Source organism: Duganella sp., assembly GCF_039595735.1.
Lineage (GTDB): Bacteria > Pseudomonadota > Gammaproteobacteria > Burkholderiales > Burkholderiaceae_D > Rugamonas.
This window is the reverse complement of record NZ_JBCNLB010000033.1, coordinates 1-22,723: the sequence shown is the minus strand read 5'-3', so window position 1 is coordinate 22,723 and position 22,723 is coordinate 1. Positions and strand designations below refer to the sequence as shown.

21 protein-coding genes are annotated in these 22,723 nt (G+C 65.7%); 15 read left to right on the top strand and 6 right to left on the bottom strand.

What is annotated here, in order from left to right; translation table 11 throughout:
• The first annotated feature begins 81 nt into the window (after positions 1-81).
• Positions 82-2,058: an ATP-binding protein gene (locus ABDW57_RS27360; protein WP_343733295.1), complete on the top strand. Its 1,977-nt coding sequence runs from the start codon at positions 82-84 to the stop codon at positions 2,056-2,058.
• A gap of 68 nt (positions 2,059-2,126) precedes the next feature.
• A complete protein-coding gene (locus ABDW57_RS27355; RefSeq protein ID WP_343733294.1) occupies positions 2,127-3,335 on the top strand; it encodes a M48 family metalloprotease in 1,209 nt (402 codons plus the stop codon).
• On the opposite strand, the gene ABDW57_RS27350 is transcribed toward ABDW57_RS27355, so the two are convergent.
• On the bottom strand, positions 3,332-4,126 hold the full coding sequence (locus tag ABDW57_RS27350; protein ID WP_343733293.1) for a response regulator: 795 nt from the start codon (positions 4,124-4,126) through the stop codon (positions 3,332-3,334). The two genes, ABDW57_RS27355 and ABDW57_RS27350, sit on opposite strands and share 4 nt — an antisense overlap.
• Before the next feature lie 180 nt (positions 4,127-4,306).
• Between ABDW57_RS27350 and ABDW57_RS27345 the strand changes: the two genes are divergently transcribed.
• Genes ABDW57_RS27345 through ABDW57_RS27335 form a run of 3 tightly spaced genes read left to right on the top strand, consistent with a single transcriptional unit; the run spans position 4,307 to position 8,352 of the window.
• Positions 4,307-5,035: a fimbria/pilus periplasmic chaperone gene (locus ABDW57_RS27345; protein WP_343733292.1), complete on the top strand. Its 729-nt coding sequence runs from the start codon at positions 4,307-4,309 to the stop codon at positions 5,033-5,035.
• Between the two features lie 6 nt (positions 5,036-5,041).
• Positions 5,042-7,345, top strand: a complete 2,304-nt coding sequence (locus ABDW57_RS27340) for a fimbria/pilus outer membrane usher protein (RefSeq protein ID WP_343733291.1) — start codon at positions 5,042-5,044, stop codon at positions 7,343-7,345.
• Complete coding sequence (locus tag ABDW57_RS27335) at positions 7,342-8,352, top strand: spore coat U domain-containing protein (protein ID WP_343733290.1); 1,011 nt, start codon at positions 7,342-7,344, stop codon at positions 8,350-8,352. The genes ABDW57_RS27340 and ABDW57_RS27335 overlap by 4 nt, the downstream gene beginning before the upstream one ends.
• Positions 8,353-8,362: 10 nt before the next feature.
• On the opposite strand, the gene ABDW57_RS27330 is transcribed toward ABDW57_RS27335, so the two are convergent.
• Positions 8,363-8,656, bottom strand: coding sequence for a hypothetical protein (locus tag ABDW57_RS27330; RefSeq protein WP_343733289.1), 294 nt, complete (start codon positions 8,654-8,656; stop codon positions 8,363-8,365).
• A gap of 401 nt (positions 8,657-9,057) precedes the next feature.
• Here ABDW57_RS27330 and ABDW57_RS27325 point away from each other — a divergent pair, with 401 nt between their 5' ends.
• On the top strand, positions 9,058-9,555 hold the full coding sequence (locus ABDW57_RS27325) for a helix-turn-helix domain-containing protein (protein ID WP_343733288.1): 498 nt from the start codon (positions 9,058-9,060) through the stop codon (positions 9,553-9,555).
• Here ABDW57_RS27325 and ABDW57_RS27320 read toward each other — a convergent pair.
• Genes ABDW57_RS27320 through ABDW57_RS27310 form a run of 3 tightly spaced genes read right to left on the bottom strand, consistent with a single transcriptional unit; the run spans position 9,552 to position 11,175 of the window.
• Positions 9,552-10,322, bottom strand: a complete 771-nt coding sequence (locus ABDW57_RS27320) for an anti-sigma factor (protein ID WP_343733287.1) — start codon at positions 10,320-10,322, stop codon at positions 9,552-9,554. The genes ABDW57_RS27325 and ABDW57_RS27320 overlap by 4 nt on opposite strands.
• A complete protein-coding gene (locus tag ABDW57_RS27315) occupies positions 10,319-10,822 on the bottom strand; it encodes an RNA polymerase sigma factor (RefSeq protein ID WP_343733286.1) in 504 nt (167 codons plus the stop codon). Before ABDW57_RS27315 ends, ABDW57_RS27320 begins: the two co-directional genes overlap by 4 nt.
• Positions 10,822-11,175 (bottom strand): hypothetical protein, encoded by a 354-nt coding sequence (locus ABDW57_RS27310; RefSeq protein ID WP_343733285.1) that lies wholly within the window; start codon positions 11,173-11,175, stop codon positions 10,822-10,824. The genes ABDW57_RS27315 and ABDW57_RS27310 overlap by 1 nt, the downstream gene beginning before the upstream one ends.
• Before the next feature lie 104 nt (positions 11,176-11,279).
• Here ABDW57_RS27310 and ABDW57_RS27305 point away from each other — a divergent pair, with 104 nt between their 5' ends.
• From ABDW57_RS27305 to ABDW57_RS27275, 7 genes are all read left to right on the top strand, one after another.
• On the top strand, positions 11,280-11,783 hold the full coding sequence (locus tag ABDW57_RS27305) for a DUF4142 domain-containing protein (protein WP_343733284.1): 504 nt from the start codon (positions 11,280-11,282) through the stop codon (positions 11,781-11,783).
• A gap of 165 nt (positions 11,784-11,948) precedes the next feature.
• The gene (locus tag ABDW57_RS27300) at positions 11,949-14,786 is read left to right on the top strand and encodes a diguanylate cyclase (protein WP_343733304.1); all 2,838 of its coding nucleotides are present in this window, start codon (positions 11,949-11,951) and stop codon (positions 14,784-14,786) included.
• A 3-nt stretch (positions 14,787-14,789) separates the two neighbouring features.
• On the top strand, positions 14,790-15,350 hold the full coding sequence (locus ABDW57_RS27295; protein ID WP_343733283.1) for a DNA-3-methyladenine glycosylase I: 561 nt from the start codon (positions 14,790-14,792) through the stop codon (positions 15,348-15,350).
• 2 nt (positions 15,351-15,352) lie between these two features.
• A complete protein-coding gene (gene mnmC, locus ABDW57_RS27290) occupies positions 15,353-17,080 on the top strand; it encodes an FAD-dependent 5-carboxymethylaminomethyl-2-thiouridine(34) oxidoreductase MnmC (RefSeq protein WP_343733303.1) in 1,728 nt (575 codons plus the stop codon).
• A 45-nt stretch (positions 17,081-17,125) separates the two neighbouring features.
• Positions 17,126-17,845, top strand: coding sequence for a HAMP domain-containing sensor histidine kinase (locus ABDW57_RS27285; RefSeq protein WP_343733282.1), 720 nt, complete (start codon positions 17,126-17,128; stop codon positions 17,843-17,845).
• 14 nt (positions 17,846-17,859) lie between these two features.
• Positions 17,860-19,578, top strand: a complete 1,719-nt coding sequence (locus tag ABDW57_RS27280) for a tetratricopeptide repeat protein (RefSeq protein ID WP_343733281.1) — start codon at positions 17,860-17,862, stop codon at positions 19,576-19,578.
• A 111-nt stretch (positions 19,579-19,689) separates the two neighbouring features.
• Entirely contained in the window at positions 19,690-19,905 is a 216-nt protein-coding gene (locus ABDW57_RS27275; RefSeq protein ID WP_176645789.1) for a hypothetical protein, read from the top strand.
• Between the two features lie 6 nt (positions 19,906-19,911).
• Here ABDW57_RS27275 and ABDW57_RS27270 read toward each other — a convergent pair whose 3' ends face one another.
• On the bottom strand, positions 19,912-20,598 hold the full coding sequence (locus ABDW57_RS27270) for a PhaM family polyhydroxyalkanoate granule multifunctional regulatory protein (RefSeq protein ID WP_343733280.1): 687 nt from the start codon (positions 20,596-20,598) through the stop codon (positions 19,912-19,914).
• Positions 20,599-20,717: 119 nt separating this feature from the next.
• On the opposite strand from ABDW57_RS27270, the gene ABDW57_RS27265 reads away from it, so the two are divergent.
• Together ABDW57_RS27265 and ABDW57_RS27260 are read left to right on the top strand one after the other, a co-directional pair.
• Positions 20,718-21,890, top strand: coding sequence for a DUF3108 domain-containing protein (locus tag ABDW57_RS27265; protein WP_343733279.1), 1,173 nt, complete (start codon positions 20,718-20,720; stop codon positions 21,888-21,890).
• A complete protein-coding gene (locus ABDW57_RS27260; RefSeq protein ID WP_343733278.1) occupies positions 21,887-22,624 on the top strand; it encodes a DUF3108 domain-containing protein in 738 nt (245 codons plus the stop codon). Before ABDW57_RS27265 ends, ABDW57_RS27260 begins: the two co-directional genes overlap by 4 nt.
• The last annotated feature ends 99 nt before the right edge of the window (positions 22,625-22,723 follow it).

Sequence of the window (22,723 nt, the reverse complement as noted above, 5' to 3'; positions counted from 1 at the left end):
TTTCGCGCTGACCAACCACCTATTGTGCGCCGCCGTACGGTACAGTTGTTAGTATTTGACTTTCAATCTTGGAAAATTTTTATGCTGGCTCAGCCTCTCACGTCCTTGTCCGGTCCGCGCACCGCCTTGCCGCGCTTTATCGGCAGCGGCACGCCGATGCGCGACCGGGTGCAGGCGCACCGCTGGGAGGACACGCCGCTGGGCGCCATGGCGGACTGGCCGGCCTCGCTGCGCACGGCCGCCAGCGTGGTGATGCATTCGGTCCACCCGATGTTCCTGTGGTGGGGCGAGCACCTGACGCAGATCTACAACGACGCCTATGTGCCGTGCTTTGGCGCCGGCAAGCACCCGGCTGCGCTGGGCCAGGGCGGGCGCGAGTGCTGGCCCGAGATCTGGTCCATCATCGGGCCGCAGATCGACGAGGTGCGCAACGGCCGCGAGGCGCGCTGGTACGCGGACAACCTGGTGCCGATCTGGCGCAACGGCCGCATCGAGGACGTTTACTGGAGCTATACCTACACGCCGGTGTTCAACGAGCAGGACGAGGTCGGCGGCGTGCTGGTGGTGTGCACCGAAACCACGGCCCAGGTGCTGGCCGAGCGCCGCCGCCACACGCTGGATCTGCTGGGCCGGCGCCTGCTGGGGTGCCACAGCGAGGACGAGGTCGGCGCCGCGGTGGCGCAGTCGACCATCGACAATCCCGGCGACCTCTTGGACATCAACCTGCTCAGCGGCGAGGCCGCGCTGGCGCGTCCGGCCAGCGATGTGCTGGTGATCCGCGGCGCCGAACTGCAGCTGTGCGCCGACCTGGCGCTGGCCTTTCGCGTGTCGCCGCGGCTGCCGGTGGATGGCGCCTACCGCCAGTTCCTGGAGCAGTACACGGCCACCGTGTGCGGCACCCTCAGCCGCCTGCAAAGCGACCGTGCGCTGGCCGAGGCCATGGCCGAGAGCGAACGCCTGAATGTCGACCTCAATCTCAGCTCGCGCATCAAGGATGAATTCCTGGCCATGCTGGGCCACGAATTGCGCAACCCGCTGGCGCCGATCGTCACCGCGCTCAAGCTGATGAAGCTGCGCGACACCGACACCGTGCACGAACAAGCCGTGATCCAGCGCCAGGTCGATCACCTGGTGCGGCTGGTGGACGACCTGCTGGACGTGTCGCGCATCGCCAGCGGCAAGGTCGAGCTGCGCAAGGAGACCGTGGCGCTGGCCGAGGTGCTCAACAAGGCGGTGGAAATGGCCAGCCCGCTGCTGGAGCAAAAGCAGCACCGGCTGCTGGTGGACGTGCCCCAGGTGCGCTGGCATGGCGATCCTGCGCGGCTGGCGCAGGTGGTGTCCAATCTGCTGAGCAACGCCGCGCGCTACACCCCGAGCGGCGGCCACGTCACGCTGGGCACGCGCATCAAGGGCGACACGGTGCAGATCCAGGTGACCGACGACGGCAGTGGCATCGCGCCGGCGCTGCTGCCGCACATCTTTGACCTGTTCGTGCAGGGCAACCGCCAGCTGGACCGCGCCAAGGGCGGTCTGGGCATCGGGCTGGCGCTGGTGCGCAACCTGGTGCAGATGCATGGCGGCGACGTCAGCGCCTACAGCGCCGGCGAGGGACGCGGCAGCACCTTCACCATCACTTTGCCGGGCGTGGTGCTGGCCGAGGCGGCGCCGGCGCCCAGCCCGCAAGCGGACTGGCCGGAGTCCGGCGACGGCCTGCGCGTGCTGGTGGTGGACGACAACCAGGATGCCGCCGATTCGCTGGGTGAACTGCTGGGCGCGCTGGGTTACCGGCCCACCGTGGCGTACGACCCGGCCCAGGCCATCGCACTGGCGGCCGACGGCATGCCGGACGTGGCCATCCTCGACATCGGCCTGCCCGGCATGGACGGGTTCGCGCTGGCCGACTGCCTGCGCACCCTGCCTGGCGGTCCGGGCCTCAAACTGGTGGCGCTGTCCGGCTACGGCCAGGAGCACGACAAGACACGCAGCCGCGAGGCCGGTTTTGCCGCCCATCTGGTGAAACCGATCAATATCGAGGATTTACAAATTTCGTTGTCATAAAGAGTTGCATTTTTCGTAAATAGGCGCTTAGAATGGCTTCCGGGAAACTTTTACCGCCCGGGAGCCGTATGAACCTGATTTACAAGAATGAAAACACGCTGTTCGGCATCATGCTGGTGGTGTCCCTGCTGTTGTGGACGGCGCTGGTGATCGGCACGGTGGGCATGGCGCTGGTCTATGTGCTGCTGTTTTTTGTCAGCTACTGTTTCGCGCAATCGGCGCTGGTGTCCTATATCAGGGGCACGGCGGTGCAGATCACCGCGCAGCAGTTCCCCGACCTGCACCAGCGCATCGAGGCCTGCTGCCAGCGGCTTGGGCTGGAACAGGTGCCGCAAGCCTACCTGCTGCAGATGGGCGGCGTCTTCAACGCCTTTGCCACCCGCTTCCTCGGCAACAATTTCATCGTGCTGTACTCGGATGTGGTGGACGCGCTGGAAGAGCGCCCGGACGCCATCAATTTCTACATCGGCCACGAACTGGGCCACATCAAGCGCAATCACTTGCGCTGGTCGGCGCTGCTGGCGCCGGCGGCGCTGTTGCCGCTGCTGGGCGCGGCCTACGCCCGCGCCCGCGAGTACACCTGCGACCGCCACGGCTTCCACGCCTGCGACGATCTGAAAAGCGCCCAGGTCGGGCTGGCCGCGCTGGCGGCCGGCGGCAAGCGCTGGCGCCAGCTGAGCGTGAGCAACTACGCGGCGCAGGCGCAGCAGAGCAGCGGTTTCTGGATGTCGTTCCACGAGCTGGTCGGCGATTACCCGTGGCTGGTCAAGCGCATGGCGGTGGTGCGCGCGCTGGCGCACGGCAATGAAGTCACGCCGCCCGGCCGGCACGGCCTGGCCTACCTGCTGGCGCTGTTCGTGCCGCGCTTCGGCATGGGTGGGGCCGGCTCGGTGCTGGCGCTGCTGGCCCTGATCGGCGTGCTGGCCGCGGTGGCGGTGCCGGCCTACAGCGAGTACAGCGCCAAGGCGCGCATGGCGCAGGCGGTCGGCGTCGGCCACGAGGCGACGGCGGCGGTGGAGCGCTATTTCTATGCCAACGGCCGCGGCCCGGCCACCCTGGAGCAGGCCGGCTACGCCATGGATGATCCCAACCACGCGGTGCAGGACATCACGGTCGATCCCGGCAATGGCGTGGTGCGGGTCTATCCCGCCGACCTGAATTACCGCGGCAAGGCCATCGCCTTCACGCCGCGCGTGGACGAGCACAAGCGGGTGGCATGGCAGTGCGCCGGCGAGGAGATTCCGGCCAGGCTGCTGCCGGCCGGGTGCGGCGACTAGCCGGTTTTCTTATGCTGGATGGCCTGCCGGTAGGCGGTCGGCGTCACCCCCAGGCGCTCGCGGAAGGCGGTGGCGAAATTGCCGGCATTGTTGAAGCCGATCAGCAGGGCGATGTCCTGCACGTCGATATCGGTATCGCGCAGTAACTCCTCGCCGCGGCGGATGCGCTCCTCGCGGATAAAGCCGAATACCGTCATGCCGGTTTGCTCGCGGAATACCTGCGACAGCTTTTCGCGGTAGGTGCCGACGCTGCGCGCGATCTCCGCCAGCCCCGGCAGCGCGGCCAGATTGTCGCTGATCAGGCGCTTGACCGCGTTCACCAGCACCGCGTCCGGCTCGCTCTCGGCTTCCAGCTGCTGTTCGTCATCCGCCGCGCTGGCTGCCGCCTGCTGCTGGCGCCTGGCCAGGTTCAGGTGGACCTGGATGCGCGCGGCCAGCTCGCCCGGCGAGAACGGCTTGGAGACGTAGTCGACGCCGCCGATCGACAGGCCGAGGATGCGGTCGTCGTCGGCGTCGGCGCCGCTGAGGAAAATCACCGGAATGTCTTGCGTGACCGGATTGGCCTTGAGCAGCCGGCAGGCGGTGTAACCGTCCATATTCGGCATGCGCACGTCCAGCAGGATCAGGTCGGGCCGGTTGGCCAGCGCCAGTTGGTAACCCTGCAGGCCATTGAAGGCCACCGAGACCTTGTAGGGCAGCTCGCTCAGCAAGTCCGCCAGCATGCGCTGCTCAAACGCGGAGTCATCCACGATGAGGATCTTGGACCTGCTGCTTTCAAGGGTGGTCGGCATGGCGCCCCCGATTGGTTGATAAAGTTTTATCACTTCCTGTTGCGTATTATGCCTATCTTTTGAATATTTTTGATAGTTTTCTACGCTTGCAAAATAGTTGTCGCTTCCGCCAAAAGCATGGTTTTTTTAAATCATCAATAATGGGATCGACTGTTGAGCGAAGGCAACGTTGGAGGCGGCATGGGAGGCGTACGCGCACGGATCGCAGGGCTGGTGGGCAGCGCCATGCTGGCATGGCCGGCGGCGGCCGCCAATTTGCAGATTTCGCCGGTGATGATCAACCTGCGCGCCGGTCAGGGCGCCACCGGCATCAATATGCAAAACCTGGGCGAGGCGCCGGTATATGGCCAGGTGCGGGTTTACCAGTGGGAGCAGAAAGACGGCGACGATGTGCTGACGCCGACGCAAGACGTGGTGGCCAGCCCGCCGATCATCCAGATCGGTCCGCGCAGCAGCCAGATGATACGGCTGGTGCGGCGCAGCGAGCAGCTGCCGGCCAGCGAACTGTGCTACCGCGTGCTGATTGATGAAATTCCGAAGGACGACAACGGTCCGGCCAGCGGCGTCGATATCCGCCTGCGGTACTCGGTGCCGCTGTTTGTGCTGCCGGCCGATGACCGCGCCGCGCCGGCGCTGGCGTGGACGGTGTTCAGGAAGGATGGATTTTGGACGTTGCGGGTCCGCAACAGCGGCACCCAGCGCGCGCAGATCGGCGCGCTGGAGCTGAGCAATGCGGCTGGCCAGCAGTTCGTGATTGCGCCCGGCCTGTTTGGGTATGTGCTGGCCGGCCGGGTGCGCGAATGGCGCCTGCCGACCCCGGCCGATGCCGATCTGAACGGAACGCTGGCGGTCAAAGCCAATATCAACGCGCGGCCGCAGAGCACCAGTACCGTGGCCAGGGTGGAATAAGCCGGCATGCGCTGGCTCTGGTTAGGCCTGTGGGCCTGGATGGTCATGAGCGGCGTGCTGGCACAGACACCGGCGTCGCCGCCGCCGCAGGAAGAAGAGCTTTTTCTGGAGGTAACCTTGAACGGCGAAGCGACCGGCCTGATACTGCGGTTTACCCGGGGGCCGACCCCGGGCCTGCGCAGTAGCGTGCAGAATCTACGCGAGCTGGCCCTCGACCCGGCCTTGTTTGGGGTGGCGGGCCAGCAGGAGTTCGCGCTCGACCAGATCAAGGGCCTGGGCTACACCTATGACGCCGCGCGCCAGAGCATCGCCCTGCGCGTGGACGACGCCTTGCGGGCGCCGGTGGCACTGTCCGGGCGCAGCGTGCGCACGCCGGGCACGGCTACGGTGACGCCGGGCGCGGTGTTCAACTACGACGCCTACAGCGTGTTGGGCCGCAATCGCAGCACCTCGCTTACCAACGAGCTGCGCTACTTCAACGCCAGCGGCGTGCTGACCAGCACCGGCATCTTCAATTACAGCAGCCAGCTGCGCCAGTTCGTGCGCTTTGATACGGCCTGGGTGCATGCCGATCCGGACACGCTGGAAAGCTGGCAGGTGGGCGACCTGATTTCGTCCTCGCTCTCCTGGACGCGCTCGCTGCGCATGGGCGGGGTGCAGTGGAAGCGCAGCTTTGATTTGCGGCCCGATCTGTTGACCTTCCCGGCCGCCGCGCTGTCCGGGTCGGCTGTGGTGCCCAGCGCGGTCAGCCTGTACATCAATGGCGTGCGCCAGGTCGAGACGGCGGTGCCGTCCGGCCCCTTCATCATCAACCAGGTGGCCGGCATCAACGGCGCCGGCCAGGCCACGCTGGTCACGCGCGACCCGGCCGGGCGCGCCGTCAGCACCACCTTGCCGCTGTACGTCGATACCCGCATGCTGGCCGCGGGCCTGACCGACTACTCGGTCGAGCTGGGCGTGCTGCGGCGGCGCTATACCACCGCCTCGTTTGATTACGCGCGCTCGCCGGTGGCCAGCGCCTCGCTGCGGCGCGGCCTGAGCGATAGCCTGACGCTGGAAGTGCATGGCGAGGGCGGCAGCGGCCTGCTGAATGGCGGCCTGGGCGCGCTGTGGCGCCTTGGCCAGTCGGGCGTGGTCAGCGCCTCGCTGGCCGGCAGCGGCGGCGATGACAGCCGGCGCGGCGGCCAGGCCGCGCTGGGCTACCAGTACCTGAGCCCGCGCTTCAGCATCGATCTGCAATCGCTGCGCGCCAGCGCCGGCTACAGCGACCTCGGCACGCTGGAAGGCGCGGCCGGCATGCGCGCCAGCGATCGCGTCAACCTCAATCTTGCCCTGCTGGGCGGCCAGGGGCTGGGCGTCAGCCTGATCAATCTGCGCGCGCCGCTGGTGCCGCCGGCGCGCGTGACGGCGCTGTCGTATTCGGCCACGCTGGGCTGGGGCTTGTACCTGAGCGCCAGCGCCTTCCGCGATGCGCGCGACCCCAGGGCGCGCGGCGTGTTCTTCAGCCTGAGCGGCAACTTTGGCGACCGCATCTCGGCCAGCGTCAGCCGTGGCCGCCAGAACGATGTGCGCAGCACCACCATCACACTGGCGCGCCCGGCCGACTATGGCGGCGGCCTGGGCTGGGGCCTGCAAACGGTCAACAACAATGGCAGCAGCCTGCGCCAGGCGCAGGGCGTCTATCTCGGCAATTACGGCCAGGTCGGCGCGCTGGTGCAGGAAACCGGCGGCCGCCGCACCAGTTCGGTGGATGTGGCCGGCGCGCTGGTGCTGATGGATGGCGGCGTGCATGCGGCGCGCCAGGTCGGCGCCGGCTTTGCGCTGGTGTCCACCGACGGCGTCGGCGGCGTGCCGGTGCTGCAGGAGAACCAGCAGATCGGCAAGACCAGCCGCGCCGGCTACCTGCTGGTGCCCAACCTGAATCCTTACCTCGGCAACCAGGTCGGCATCGATCCCAGCAATCTGCCGCTGGAGGCGCGCATCAGCAGCACCGGCCGCAGCGTGGTGCCGGCGCGCCTGTCCGGCGTGCTGGTGCGCTTCCCGGTCGAGACCTATGCGGCCGCCAGCGTGATCCTGCACGACGCCGCCGGCAAGCCGCTGGAGGCGGGGCTGGAAGTGCTGCACGTGGAAAGCGGCGCCCGCACCGTGGTCGGCTATGACGGCATGACCTTCATCGACCACCTGCAGCCGCTCAATCACTTGCGCCTGCAGCTCGATGGCCAGCCCTGCCTGATTGAATTCGGGTACACCGAGGTCAAGGGCAATCCGATGCCGACCATCGGCCCGTTCCGCTGCATGGGAGGGCAATGATGGCGCGCCGCTGGCTTATCCTGCTGGGCTTGTTGCTGGCGCTGCTGGGCGGGCCGGCGCGCGCCGACAGCTGCACCATGACGGCCGGGAACATCGTGTTTGGCAGCGTCAGCTCGATATCCAGCAGCGACGTGTTTGCCAGCTCGGCCGGCTGGAACGTCACCTGCACCTGGACCAATTTCATCGGCAGCCTGCTGACGCCCAACGTGACCGTGTGCCTGTACCTGGGGGCCGGCAGCAATTCCTCGTCCACCATCACGGCGCCGCGCCAGCTGGGCAATGGCGCGGTCAAGGTCAATTACAACCTGTACACCGACAGCAGCTATGCCGCCGCCAAGATCTGGGGCGGCTGGGCCGGCACCACCACGTCCACCACGCCAATCATCTTCACCCTGACCAAGACCGGTGGCGTCGGCAGCCTGACCCAGCCGGTCTCGATCTACGGCAAGCTGCTGGCCGACGCCACGCTGTCCGCCACCAATGTCGGCAGCAGCGACCTGACGGTGACGTCCGACTTCGGCGCCGGCAGCTCGCTGATGCAGTACATCTTTTTCCTGACCGGCACGCCGTCCTGCGCGCTGGGGCCGACCACCGCCATTCCGTTCCAGGTCAGCGGCAAGGTCATCAACGACTGCAACATCAGCATCGGCAACCTGGCTTTCCCGGACAGCAATCTGCTGAGCGGCACGCTGCGCTCGACCGCCAGCATGAACATCCGCTGCAGCCTGAATACGGCGTACCGCGTCTTGCTGTCGTACGGCAGCAATGCCGGCGGCACCACCGCGCGCAAGATGAAAAAGGTGAGCGGCAGCGAGACCGTGTCGTATCAGCTGTCCAACACGCTGGATGGCAGCAATTGGGGCGATGGCAGCAGCGGCACGGTGGTGGTGACCGGCACCGGCAATGGCAGCAGCGCCGCGCTGACGGTGTTCGGGCGGGTGCCGACGCAAACCACGCCGTCACCGGGGGATTACAAGGACACGGTCACGGCTACCGTGCAGTTTTGAGGGGAGGTGTTTAGAAGTAGATGGTCCATTCGCCGCCAGGCGCCTGTTGGCGGATGGCGCCGGCCTTGCTATCGCTGCTGGTGGCGGCAGCTTCGCTGGCGCGGGTCAACTGGTAAGGGGTTTTGAGCTGGCAAGCCACGCTGGGTTCGGCCGCTTTGGCGTCCTTGTCGGCGCTTTGCACGGTGCAGGATTCCTTGACCTCAAAGCTGACCTGCACAGCGGCAGATGCGCTCTTGCCGCCAGCGTGGGCCAGCAGCGGCAGGCTGAACAGGGCAATAGCAGCAAAGTTGGTAAAAGTTTTCATCTTTACACACGGTGTTGAGGTGCGCAGCGCTTGGTTTGATGGCTACGGAGCAGGGTAGCCAGCAAGGCCGCGAAATTGATCTACAGGAAGAATTTTATCCTGGGAGAACATTCTCGCGAATATTCACATTTTACACAGAAATTTACGTGTGGAAACAATGCGAGATTTGGATAGTTTTTGGCGTCACTTTTTGGCCTATTTTTGAGGGTAAAAAAAAGGGTCGGAAAGCGTGGTTTTCATAGGGGAAATTAGTAAGAACTCAGGGAAAAAAAGGAGACGAAATGGACACTTCAAAATACACACATTGTCACAGCAGTTGCACCACCTTAAAAAGTCACACTTTCTTGCATCCATGATGCAAGTAACCCGAGCAAAGATCATCCAACTTTGAGGAGCTGAACATGAAACATACCGACTTTGGCAGCATGCCATGCCCGATCGCTCGCAGCCTGGGAAAAGTGGGCGAATGGTGGAGCATTCTGATCCTGCGTGACGCCTTCTACGGCCTGACGCGTTTTGACGAATTCGAAAAAAGCCTGAAGATCGCGCCAAACATGCTGACCCGCCGCCTGGCCGGGCTGGTCGAGGGCGGGCTGATGGAGCGCCGCCAGTACAGCGCCCGTCCGCCGCGCTACGAGTATGTGCTGACCAAGGCGGGCCGCGACTTCAAACCGGTGCTGCTGGCCTTTGTGGCGTGGGGCAATGAGCATCTGGCGCCGGAAGGGGCCAGCCTGCTGGTGGTGAGCCGCGAGACCGGCAAGCCGGCCGACCAGGTGCTGGTGGATGCCAACAGCGGCCTGGCCATCAATGACGAGGATTACATGTTTGCGCCTGGCCCGGCTGCCACAGAGGGCATGCGCTCGCGTCTGATCCAGATCAAGCAGCCGGCGCGCGCCTAGCCGCCGGCCGGGTCCAGCTGGGCATAGACGGCGCTGGCCACGGCGGCCAGCGCCGCCTTGTCCAGCGTGCCCGACAGGGCATAGCCGAATTTGCCGTCTATCCAGTAAAACACGCTGACCGGGCCTTCCTGCGCAAAACGGAAGCCGGTGTCGCGGCCATGCTGCTGTTCGGTCGAGACGTACAGCGTCAGGCGGGCGCCGCTGGCATTGCGGTACATCAGCTGCGCCACCGGGCCGCTCTGGCCCGGCAGCAGTCTTCCCCCTTCCAGTTCCCAGCCCTGCGCGCCCAGTTGCGGTGCCCTGAGCGGCGCGCCCAGCCGTTTCGACAGCCAGGCCACCAAGTGCGCCTGCTGGTCGGCGCCGACTTCCACCGGGTGCCGCACTTCCGGCGTGTAGACCGCGTGCGCCACGGCCGCGCGGCCGGGCAGGGCCGCCGCTTGCAGCACCGCTGTGGCGGCCGGCGTGCTGGCCCCATGCAGCCACCAGCCGCCGGCGCCGCCGGCCAGCGTCAGCGCCAGCATGGCGGCCAGGCGCAAGGGCCACTGCGGCCAGCTGCGCGGACGGCGCGCCAGCGCCGGCGGCAGCGGCTCGTCCAGCACCGGGTTGAACAGGGCGCGCAGGCTGGCGTTCTGGGCGCAGTAAGCCTGCAGGCGCGCGGCTTCGGCCGGGTACTGCTGCAGATAGGCGTCCACCGCCGCGCGGCGCGCCGGCGCCAGGCGGCCGTCGACCCAGGCTTGCAGCTCGGCTTCGGTTACGGGGGCATTCATTTGATCACTTTCAGCGGCGAGGGCAGCGGCTGGCCCTCCATCAGCAAGCGCAAGCGTTCGCGCCCGCGCGACAGGCGCGACATCACGGTGCCGGCCGGAATCTGCAGCACCGCCGCCACTTCCTCATAGCTCAGTTCCTCCAGCGCCACCAGCAACAGCACCTCGCGCTGCTCGGGCGGCAGCAGGCGCAGCGCGGTATCCAGGTCGCGCAGGGCCAGCCGGCCGGCAGTCGCGTCGCTGGCGGGGGCCGCCAGCGTGTCATCCAGTTCCACCGCGGCCGGAGGCGCGCGCCGCAGCTGGTCGGCGTGCAGGTTGTGCATGATGCCAAACAGCCAGGCGCGCATGTCGCTGCCCGGCCGCCACGAAGACAGCTTGTCCCAGCCGCGCGCCACGGTGTCTTGCACCAGGTCGTCGGCATCGGCGCCGGCGCCCAGCAGCGCCCGCGCATAGCGGCGCAGGCGCGGGATGCAGTCGAGCAGGCGCTGGGAGTCTGTATGCATCAGTCTTTGACCACGTGCCAGACGTCCTTGAAGTTGTCGCCGTTGCGGTCGCCCGGCTTGAGGTCTTTCTTGAACAGGTACAGCGGCTTGCCCTGGTAGGCCAGCTGCTTGCTGCCGTCGTCGCGGGTGATGACGGAGTACGGCGCCGTCACGTTGGCGGACGGCGCCACGGCCGGCCAGTTCTCAATGCAAGGGCCGTTGCAGGCGCTTTTGCCGCTGCCGGCGGTGTCCTTGTCGAAGGTGTAGACGGTCATGCCGGCACTGTTGACCAGCACGCCATCTTTTTTCATGACGTCGTCGGCGTGGACGGCACTGGTCAGCAACAAGGCGGTGAGGGTGAGGGCGAGTTTCATGGCAAGTCTCCTGTGCGGGTTGAAGTTATTGCGTAAACGTAAGGTGCGGCTGCTTTATTCCATCCTCCTTAAAATAAATTTCACATTTACCGAGGAGACAAGTCATGAACCTGAAAATCTGCGGTGCCGTGCTGGCGCTGGTGGCTGCCCATGCATCTTACGCTCAGTCCCTGAGCAAGGGCGACCAGCAAATCCTGAACGAACTGGCGCAAGCCAACATGGCCGAGGTCGCGACCGGCAAGCTGGCGTTGCAAAAATCGGAAGCGGCCGATGTCAAAAAGTTCGCCCAGCAAATGGTGGACGATCACACCAAGGGCCTGCAGGCAGTGCAGGACGTGGCCAAGGCCAAGAATGTCACCCTGCCCAGCGAGCCGGACGCCAAGCACAAGAAAATGGCAGACCATCTGAACTCGCTGTCGGGCGCCGCCTTTGACAAAGCCTACCTGGAAAACGCCGGCGTGAAAGACCACAAGGAGGCGCACGCCAAAGTGGTCGGGGCACAGAAAAAGGCCACCGATCCGGAGGTCAAGGCGCTGGCCGCGCAGCTGCAGCCGACCATCGACCAGCATTTGCAAACCGTGCAAGGTTTAACTTCTGGCAAGCACTAATTCCCGGTTGCTTCCATCAAGGTAGTTTCCATGTGGAACTAAAAAGGCTTTGATATCAGGCACTTAAACGGGGCATGCAGACGTGCCTGCAAACTGTGGAATAATGCGGTAGCAGCGCAACGGCGCGCGGCGGCAACACAGTAGAGGAAAGTCACTTTGGTGGACATGTATGCGCTCGACGAAGCGCTGGCGCACTGGGATTCGATATTGCATGAAGTGCAAGGCGCGGAGCGGCTTCGGTTGCGGACGGCGCTCGCCTGGCATTTGCGCCAGCGTGACCCCGCACGTGCCGCGCAGTTGTCCGCCGAGATCGTGCCGCTGCTGGATCTGCTGCCCCCCGCCGAAGCCACTTTGCAGCGCGCCCGCCTGCTGCTGATCGCTGCCGAGCCGGAATGGCTGCGCGGCGAGCTGGACTCGGCCCAATTCCATCTCGAACAAGCTTTGCTGCTGTGCGAACAGGCCGCACCGGCGTTGCCGGTGGAGGCCGCCGCCTGCCGCGCGGACGCCTGCTGGGTGCTGGCATGGGTGTCCAACGACCGCGGCGTCAGCGCCGCCGGCGACCGCTGGCTGCGCCAGGCCGCCGCTGCCGCCCGCGAGGCGGCCGACCCGGTCCGCATCGATGTGATCGACGCCGCCTCCGGCATCTGCGACGCCTTTGGCGACTGGCCGGTGGCCCAGCAGCGCTGGAACGGCCGTTTTGGCGCCAACCTGGACGGCGTGGCGCCGATCGCGGCCGGCTGGATCAGCGACTTCTTTGGCACCTGCGCTTTCCAGCGCAGCGAGTATGGCCGCGCCATCGGCCACCTGATGCTGAGCTTTGAAACCGCGCTGGCCACCGGTCAGATCCGCCGCGCCATCATCGTCGCCACCAACATCGGCAACGGCTTCACCAGCCTGAATGCGCACGAGGCCGCGCTGGACTGGATGCAGCGCGGGCTGGATCTGGCACGCCCGACCGGCTGGCCGCTGAGCATAGGCATGTGCCTGATGCAGACCGCCGAAACGCTGCGCCAGCTGGGCCAGCGTGACGCCGCGCAAAGCCTGCTGCGCGAGGCGCTCAACACCTTGTCGCCGTTGTCCGGATCGCGCGCGTACGCGGTGGCGCTGGAATACCAGGGCGACCTGGCGCTGGACCTGGGCAACCACGTGGCGGCGCTGGACAGCTTTACCCGCCTGGCCGCGCGCGGCGACGCCTTGTGCCAGAACGATTTCCAGAGCAGCGCGCGGCGCGGACAGGCGCACGCGCTGTCGCATCTGTCGCGGCCTGCCGCCGCGCTGGCCGCCGCGCAAGCCGCGCTGGCGCTGGCGCGCGATCATGGCGATGCGTCGAGCCAGATCGCCGCGCTGAATGTGCTGGCCGACATCCACGCGCGCCACGACCTGCCCGGTCCGGAATTGATGATGGCGCCGAACGCCGTACTGCACTACCTGCAGCTGGCGCTGGAGATCGCGGCCACTATCGAAGGCTACACCGTGCCCGGCACGCTGCTCGATGCGGCCGCGCGCGAGTACGCGGCGATCGGCGATTACCAGCGTGCCTACACCATCTCGCTGCGCGCCAACGCCGCGCGCGACCAGACGCACAGCAAGGAAGCCACCAACCGCGCCATCGCCATGCAGGTGCAGTATCAGACCGAGCGCGCGCAGACCGAGGGCGAGCACCATCGCCAACTGGCCGCCGCCGAAGCGCAGCGCGCCGAGGTGCTGCAACAGACCAGTGCCACGCTGGAGCACCTGAGCGCCATCGGGCAGGAGATCACCGCGCACCTGGATGCGGCGGCGGTGTTCCGCGCGCTGGACCGCCACGTGCATGGCCTGCTGGATGCGACGCACTTCTCCATCTTCCTGCTGGAGCCGGACGGCGAAACGCTGGTGTGCACTTTTGGCGTGGAAGCGGGCAAGCCGGTGCCGTCGATCCGCATTCCGCTGTCCTCGCCCAGCGCCAATTCGGCGCGCTGCGTGCGCGAGCGGCGCGAGATTTTGATTGAGCTGGACGAGCAGGGCGTCACGCCGCACCTGATTCCTGGCACGCTGCCGACATTGAGCCTGCTGTTTGCGCCGCTGCGGGTGGGCGAACGCGTGCTGGGGGCGATGACGGTGCAGTCGCTGCATGCGCATGCGTATGGCGAGCGCGAACGCCTGATCTTCCGCACGCTGTGCGCTTACGGCGCCATCGCGCTGGATAACGCGCGCGCCTATCAGCAGGTGGCGGCGACGCAGCAGCAACTGCTGGAAAAGAATCTGGAACTGGAGCAGGCCTACAAGGCGCTGGAAGAAGTCAGTCTGACCGATCAGCTGACCGGCTTGCGCAATCGCCGCTTCTTCCTGCAGAACGTGGATGCCGACGTGGCCATGAGCCTGCGCGGCTACGAGACCGGCCAGCACCGCGAACTGACCGAGTGCGACCTGCAGGCGCCGAATGACCTGGTGTTCTTCATGGTGGATCTGGACCACTTCAAGGAAGTGAATGACCGCTATGGTCACGCTGCCGGCGACTCGATCCTGGTGCAGATGCAGGAACGCCTGCGCGAGGTGTTCCGCGAATCGGATTATGTGATCCGCTGGGGCGGCGAGGAATTCCTGGTGCTGGCGCGCGCCACGCATCGTGACGAGGCGCCCGGTCTGGCCGAGCGCATGCGCCGCGCCGTGGCCGAGCGTGATTTCGCCTTGCCGGACGGCGCGCGTCTGGCCAGGACCTGTTCGATCGGCTTTGCGTGCTTCCCGTTCCTGCCGGACCAACCGCGCCTGTTGTCATGGTCGCAGGTGGTGGAGCTGGCGGATCAGGGCTTGTACATCGCCAAGCGCTCGGGGCGCAATGCCTGGGCGGCTTTGTACAGCACCGGGACCACCCGCGCGGAAGGTGTGTTCCCGCGCCTGATGCAGCAGCTGGATCAGGCGGCGGCGGATGGCGAGGTGCGCCTGGTCAGCAATCTGGGCGGCCCGCTGGTGCTGGGCGGCGAGCGGCGCCGCGTCGGTTTATCGAGCGATCTGGAACTGGGCTAATTCATGGAAAAGAAGCGCTGCAGCTGGGCCAATCCGGCCAACCCGCTGTATCTCGCATATCACGACACCGAGTGGGGCGTGCCTTGCCACGACGAGCGCCGCCTGTTCGAGATGCTGAATCTGGAGGGCGCGCAGGCGGGGCTGAGCTGGGAGACCATTCTCAACAAGCGCGAGAATTATCGCGCCGCGTTTGACCAGTGGGATGCGAAGAAAATCGCGGCCTATGGTCCGGACAAGGTGGCGGAGCTGCTGGCCAATCCTGGCATCGTGCGCAACCGGCTGAAGGTCGCGGCTGCAATCACCAATGCGCAGGCGTATCTGCGGCTGCTGGAGAGCGGTAGCAGTCTGGATAAACTGTTGTGGTCCTATGTCGGCGGCAAGCCGCTGGCGAGCGGCAAGGGGCCGCGTCCGGCCAAGACGGAATTGTCGGACCGGATCTCCAAAGATCTGGCCAGGCTGGGATTCAAGTTTGTTGGCTCGACGATTATTTACGCTTACATGCAGGGCATCGGCATGGTGAACGACCATGCGCCGGACTGTTTTTGCAGGAAGGCGCGTAAGTGATGATGCGGGTGGTGCTCGACACTGATTGGAGTGGCGAGCGGTTTGCAGCGGCGCGCGCGCAAGGCGGGCGTTTGCATTACATCGCGGTGGCGCCTGTGCTGCCGCCGCCAGCGGACGGCCTGCGCGCCTTGTGGCCGTTGAATGTGCCTGGTTTCCATCGCGTGATTGTGGATGACGGGGTGACCCTGGATTTGCTGGTCGGCGCGCTGGACGCCATGCTGCCGCAGATCAGCGCGCGGGTGCATGCATTTCATCTCGATGCTTCGGTGACGCCGCCGATGGCGCGCACGCTGGCCAAGCTTGCGGTGCAAGGCGCGCTGCTGCACGCCCGCGCGCCCGATGAAGCGCTGGTGTGGGCGCTGACCGCCGCCGGCTTCGCGTGCCGCATCGCCGGCGGTGCGGGCGACGTGCCCGACATCGATGCGGTGTATCGCAGCCGTCGGCCGCAGCCGGCGGACGTGGCGCAGCCGGTGCGGCGTGCGGTGGTGATTGGCGCAGGTCTGGCCGGGGCCTCGGCGGCGCATCGCTTATGCGCGCGTGGCTGGCAGGTCACGCTGGTCGAGCGCCACGCACAGCCGGCGCAGGAAGCGTCCGGTAATCTGGCTGGCATTTTCATGCCGCTGCTTTCCAAGGACGACAATATTCCGACGCGTCTGAGCCGCGCTGCCTATCTGTTCGCGCTGCGCGAGTGGCGCCGGCTTGGCGGCGTTGGCCGCGCTTTTGAAGGTGCCGATTGCGGCGTGCTGCAGCTGGCGCGCGATGAGCGTCACGCCATCGTTCAGCAGGAGGCGCTGGCAACATGGAACTATCCGCAGGAATATGCCCGCTGGGCCGATGCGCAGGAAGCCAGCGCGTTGATTGGCGCGGCCACGCCGCATGGCGGCTGGCTGTTCGAGCAGGGCGGCTGGGCGCGCCCCTCATCCTTGTGCGAGGCGATGCTGAACGCCTGCGGCGACCGTCTGCAACGCGTGTTCAGCACCGCTGCGCTGTCCCTGCAGCGCGTTGACGGCGAGTGGCAAGTACGCGGCGTAGACGGCACGCTGATCGCGCAAGCGCCAACCGCCATCCTCGCCAGCGGCGCGCAGGCAGGCCAGATAGAACAAGCCGCCGAACTGCCGCTGTTCAAACTGCGCGGCCAGGTCACGCACCTTGCGCTCGCCCCCTCGGCCGCCATGGACGCGCAGCCCGGCGCAGCCCTGCGGCCCGCCACCTCGCCCGCTGACGCGATGACCGCCGCGCCACGCCCACCCGTGCTGCCGCTGGTGGTGTGCCGCGAGGCCTACGTCACGCCGCCGTCGAACGGCATCGTCTGCGCCGGCGCCACCTACGACAACGACGACGACCCAGCCCTGCGCGCCAGTAGCCAGCTGGAAAACCTCACCCGCCTGGCCGAGATCATTCCCGGCGCCGACGTGGCGGCGCTCGCGCAGACCGCGCCGCTGGCCGGCCGCGTAGGCTTCCGCTGCGCGGCGCCCGACCGTCTGCCACTGGCCGGCGCGTTGCCCGATTATCCCAACGCCGGCCGCCTTGAATTCCTGTCCGACGTGCCGCGCCACGAAGGCCTGCACTGCCTGCTGGGCTACGCCTCCCGAGGCCTGATCTGGGCGCCCCTGATGGCCGAACTGCTGGTGTCGCAACTTGAACACACGCCGCCGCCACTGGAAACCCAGCTGATAGACGCCCTCGACCCCGGCCGCTTCCTCCTCAAACAACGCCGCCGCAGCCAATAACGGCTATAATCGGCCACAGAACAACCATCCGCGAGAATCACAGCAATGGATGAACAAGAAGCGCCGCACGAAGGCTCTCCAGAGCTGTTCATGTTTCTGGCCTCCACCGTGCATGACATGAAAAACTCGATCAGCGTCCTCAGTGGCACGCTGGAGAATCTGCTCGCCGCCCATCCATCCAACAGCGCACCTGAATACGGCCAGATGGCGCACATGCTGTACCAGACCAAGCGTCTCAACGATAACCTGATTCAGTTGCTCGCCCTGTACAAGGACGTCGGCAAACCCGGCTACCCCTTCGACCCCGCTCCGCGCAGCGTGCGCGAACTGGTCGAACAGCTTTCCGCTCAGGCCCACATGTTGCTGCAATCGCGCGGCATCACGCTGGATGCCGAATACCCGCAACACGCCATCTGGACGCTGGATGAAGACCTGGTGATCGGTGTGCTGGTCCACGCCATCAACAACGCCATCCGCTACACGCGCGACCGCGTGCGCCTCGCCATCAGCATTGACGGCGATTACCTTGAACTGCGCGTGGAAGACAATGGCAGCGGCTTTCCCGCCTCGCTGCTGGAAGCAGGCGTCACCGCCATGGACCCGCAACGCGCCCGCATCGACTTCCTCAACAACAGCAGCGGCCTCGGTCTGTACTTCTCCAGCGAGGTGGCCAAGATGCACAAGCACCGCCAGCGCAGCGGCAGCATCGCGCTGGAAAACGGCGGCACGCTGGGCGGCGGCTGCTTCGTCCTGCGCCTGCCTTGACGATGAGTGACATCATGACCACCTCGAATCCTGCCGAAAGCGGCATCGACTGGGCGGAAAAGCGCTACCTCATCATCGACGACTTCGTCGGCATCCGCCAGCTGCTGCGCGAATCGCTGCGCAACCTCGGCGCCAAGCATATCGACCAGGCCTCCAGCGGCGGCGAGGCCATGGTACTGCTGTCGAAAACCCGCTACGACGTGGTGCTGTGCGATTACAACCTTGGCGACGGCAAGAACGGCCAGCAGGTGCTGGAAGAAGCGCGCATCCGCAACCTGATGCTGCCGTCCAGCGTGTGGCTGATGGTGTCCGCCGAAAAGAGCGTGGAGTCGGTGATGGGCGCAGCCGAGCATCAGCCGGACGCCTACATCATCAAGCCGATCACCGAAGGCGTGCTGCTCACGCGCCTGAACCGCGTGTGGCTGCGCAAGCAGATCTTCCGCGAAATCGACCAGGCCTTTGCCGACAAGGATTACCTGCGCGCCGCCAAGCTGTGTGAAGAACAGATTGCCCACCACCCGCTGCACGCCATCGACCTGCAGCGCATGAAGGCCACGCTGCTGCTCAAGAGCGGCGACCCGGATCGCGCAGGCCTGGTGTACGAGGATGTGCTGCAGGAGCGCGAATACAACTGGGCGCGTTGCGGCCTCGGAAAAATCCGCATGGCCAATGGCGATCTCGATTCGGCGCGCATGATGTTCCAGGCCGTCATTGCGGACAACCGCTTCTACATCGACGCCTTCGACCAGCTGGCCGAGTCGTTCCAGCTGCAAGGCAAAACCGAGGAAGCCTTCGACGTGCTGCAGAAAGCCGCCAAGCTGTCGCCCAATTCCGTGCCGCGCCAGCGCGCGCTGGGCACCACGGCGCTCAAGCTGGGGAATATCCCGGTGGCGGAGAAAGCCTTCCGCAAATGCATAGAGATCGGTGAATTCTCGGTCCGTAAAACGGTGGACGCCTATCTCGGCCTGGCGCGCGTGTGCGGCCAGAAGAACGACACCAAGGAAGCCATCCGCCTGCTGAACGCGGCGGTCCATCAATTCGGCGGCGACCAGGTGACGCTGCGCGCCAAGATCACCGAAGGCCTGGTGTATCACGAAAGCGGCGACTTCCGCCGCGCCCGCAAGTCCGGCGACGAGCTGGAAGCCATGCTGGCCGACGAGAACCGCCAGCGTCCCGACACCGAATCCTGCCTCGATATGGCGACCCTGCTGTTTGCGGTGGGCGTCAAGGAGGCGCCGGTCAACCTGCTGTGCTACGTCACCCGCAACAATCACGATAACGCGCCGCTGCTGGATGACGTGCAAAAGATTTTTGAAAAAGCGCGCATGGCCCAGGAAGGGCAGGAGCTGATCAAGTCCGCGCGCCAGGAAGCGGCGGACCTGATGAACAAGGGCGTGCTGCTGTGGAAGACCGGCAAACTGACCGAAGCGGTCGAGTGGATGCGCGACGCCCGCAAGCAGCTGCCGCACAATATGCGCATCCTGTTCAATTCGGCGCAGATTTTGATCTCCCATCTGCAGGAAAACGGCTACGACCGGGTGCTGGCCGATGAAGCCATTGCGGTGCTGATGCATGTCGACGCCATCGCGCCCGGGCAGCAGCGCTTTGCCCAGCTGATGGAGCAACTGGCGCTGCTGGCGCCGATGTCGGGGGTGGTGGCCGCAGCCGCCGCCAGCGAGTACGAAGCGGCCAACGGCCCGGTGCCGGAGTCGACCCGCTATAGCAGCAACTGAGCAGCAACTGGGTCAGCCACTGACCGTCCGCGCCACGCAACAGCGTGCTTGTTTCGGTCTCATCAAATGATTACACTGGGTTGAGGTGACGGCAAATAAAGGGAAAACTCTATGCGCGATATCGCCAGGGAAGTGTATAAAAAAATGAAAGTGGGGAGTGTGGCCTGGATTCGCCCGGTGGCCGCCAAAGGAGATACCCTGGACAGTTTTCAGGCTGCCCACGACAGCGCCAGGCTGCTGGAAGAAGAGGGCCTGATCGATATCGAGAAAGTGCAGCGTCAGGCCGACGGCTTGATCGATGCCATCCGCATCCAGCGGCTGGCGTAATCCATCTTAAGGTTTATCCGGCGCCGGCCTGGCGGCGGGCTTTTTCGCCGCCGGTTTTTTTGCGGGCGGTTTTTTCACTGCCGCCGGCTTGACCGGTGCCGCCTGCGCGGCGGAAGCCTCCGGCCTGGCCGCCGGTTGCGCGCTGGCGCCTGCCGCCGCGGCGGCGAATTTGACGGCGGCGTCGGTCATCATCGATTCGGACGCCATGGCAGTCGATACGGCCTGCTTGAACTGTTCCTGCAGCAGGTTCCACCAGGCGTTCGGCTGGCCGCTGCTGGCGCCCGCTGGAGGCGCCTTGGGTTCTTCCGCTTTCACCTCCGGCTCCGGCGGCGCCTTGGCTTCCGGCTCGGCTTGCGCCTTGTCGGCTTCGCGCGCGTGGTGGAAGAAGGCCGAGGCGTAAGGATTGGCGTCGAAGATCGACTTGTCGTTCACCCCGGTGTTGACGGCCGAGGCCAGGCTGGCGCCGACCGACTTGAGCGTGGCGATGGTGCCGCGCTGGACTTCCAGCGCCTGTATGCTCCCGCGCAGCATGCTCATATTCAGATTGAGCCAGGTCTCGACGGCCTTCAGGTCGTTGATCTTCTTGTCCAGCTCTTCCACCGACAGGGTCGGCGCGGTCAGGCCCGGCACGCTCATGCTGCCCCACAGGTTTTTTACGAAATCCAGTGTGTCGTTCATCGGGTTGTGCGCCATGGGGTTCTCCTGTGGGATGAGCGTTTAGCGTAGCAGATATTTGTTTGTCATTCAAAAGGTTTTGACAACATTTCTGCGCGCTTCAGCTGATCCTGGCGATCCCGTTTAAACTAGCGGCCATGACCCATCCATCCTTCCTGGCCCGGCACCGGCGCGTACTGATTTTGTGTGCCGCCACCGTGGCGCTGCACTATGCCGCCATTGACTGGGTGGGCGCGCGCCTGAGCGGGCAGACGCACCGGCCGTCGGAGCTGCCGCCATCGCTGATGACGGCGCAGCTGCGCCTGGCCTTGCCCAAGCGGGTCGAGAGCAAGCCGGTGGAAGAGATTGCGCCGCTGGCGGCGCCGCGCAAACCGGCAACACGCAGCAAGCCCGTGGTGCAACCGGTAGCCGACGCCGGGCCGAGCGTGGCGCAGACGGTAGCCGAGGCGGCGCAACTGGGGGATCTGGCGGTGCAGGCCGCACCTGGCGCGGCCGATACGGCGGCGGGAGGCGGCGCCGCCGGCGCCGAACAGGCCGGTGCCGCGCAGGCGCAGACCGGTACGCCGCCACCGGCGGTGGCGCACGGCGAAACGCCGGCCGCCGCGGTGCCGGACGCGGCGCCGCGCCCGGCCGGGCGGCGCTACAAGGTCAATCTGCCGCCATCGGCCAGCTTCGACATGACGGTCGACCGGGTCGATGCCGACGGCACCAAATGGACGGGGGCCGCGACCATGACGTGGCATACTGACGGCAGCCGTTATCAGGCGTCGGTGGAGGCGGGCGTGAGCCTGCTGATCACGCGCCTGAATTTGCTGGTGCTGCGCAGCGAGGGCGAGATCGACGACTACGGCATCGCCCCGGTCACCGTCACCGAAAAGCGCGCGCGCCGCGCCGAAACCGCGACCCATTTCAATCGCGATGCCGGCACCATCACTTTCTCCGCCTCGGAGCGCAGCTACCCGCTGCTGGTGGGGGCGCAGGACAAGGCCACGGTGCCGTTCCAGCTGGGCGGCATCGGCCGCGCCGATGTGAATCAGTTCGGCGGCGACATCGACATTCAGGTGGGCGAGGAAAAGGAAGCCACCATCTTCCGCTTCCAGCTGGTGGGCGAGGAGGAAATCGACACCAAAAACGGCAAGGTGGTGACCTGGCATTTGAGCCGCCCGCCCAAGCCGGGCAGCTATTCGTCGAAACTGGATATCTGGCTGGCGCCGGGGCTGAACTGGTATCCGGTCCAGATACGTAACACGGAGGCAAACGGCGCGTTGACCACGCAAACCGTCTCCACTATTAAGATGACAGACAAATGAAAAACATCCGCATTCTTTGTGCAGCACTGCTGCTGGCCGCTGCCGCCCATGCCGCCGACGAGCATCCGAGCGTCAAGCGCCCGACCAATCCGCCGCCATCGGCAGACCTGAGCTACAACCTGAAGATCAGGCAAAACGGCCTGTCGCTGAGCGGTGTGGCCACTGTGCAGTGGCGCGCCGGCGATGGCAAATACGCGATCGCCACCGAAAGCCGCGCGGCCATCTTCGGCAAAGTGGTGGAGAACCGCAGCGAAGGCCTGCTTGACGATTACGGCCTGGCGCCGGTGACGTTCTACGAAAAGCGCATCCGCAAGGACCCGTACACCACCAGCTTCAAACGCGACGCCAAAACCATTGCGTTTACTGAAAGCGACCTCACTTATCCGATCTTGGGGGGCGAGCAGGATCGCAGCAGCGCCCAGTGGCAGCTGGCGGCCATCGCGCGCGCCGCGCCGGACAAGTTCAAGCCCGGCAGCGAATGGCATCTGTTCGTGGCCGGCCGGCGCGACGCCGAGCAGTGGAGCTTCAAGGTGCTGAAGACCGAGACCGTGGAAATCGGCTCCGGTGAAATCAGCGCGGTCCACCTGAGCAAGGCGCCGCCGCCGGACGCCAAGGGCCAGCAGGTCGATCTGTGGCTGGCGCCGTCGCTGGACTGGTATCCGGTGCGCGTGCGCTTTAACGACACCGACGGCGACTTCGTCGACCAGACACTGGAAAAGGTCGTGAAAAAGTAGGCTCCTGCTATACTGACGCCCCCGCAAAAAAATGATGAGTTGTTTCATTTTTAATAATTTGGCGGTGCACAGAATGGCAAAGAATGATCGAACCTATAA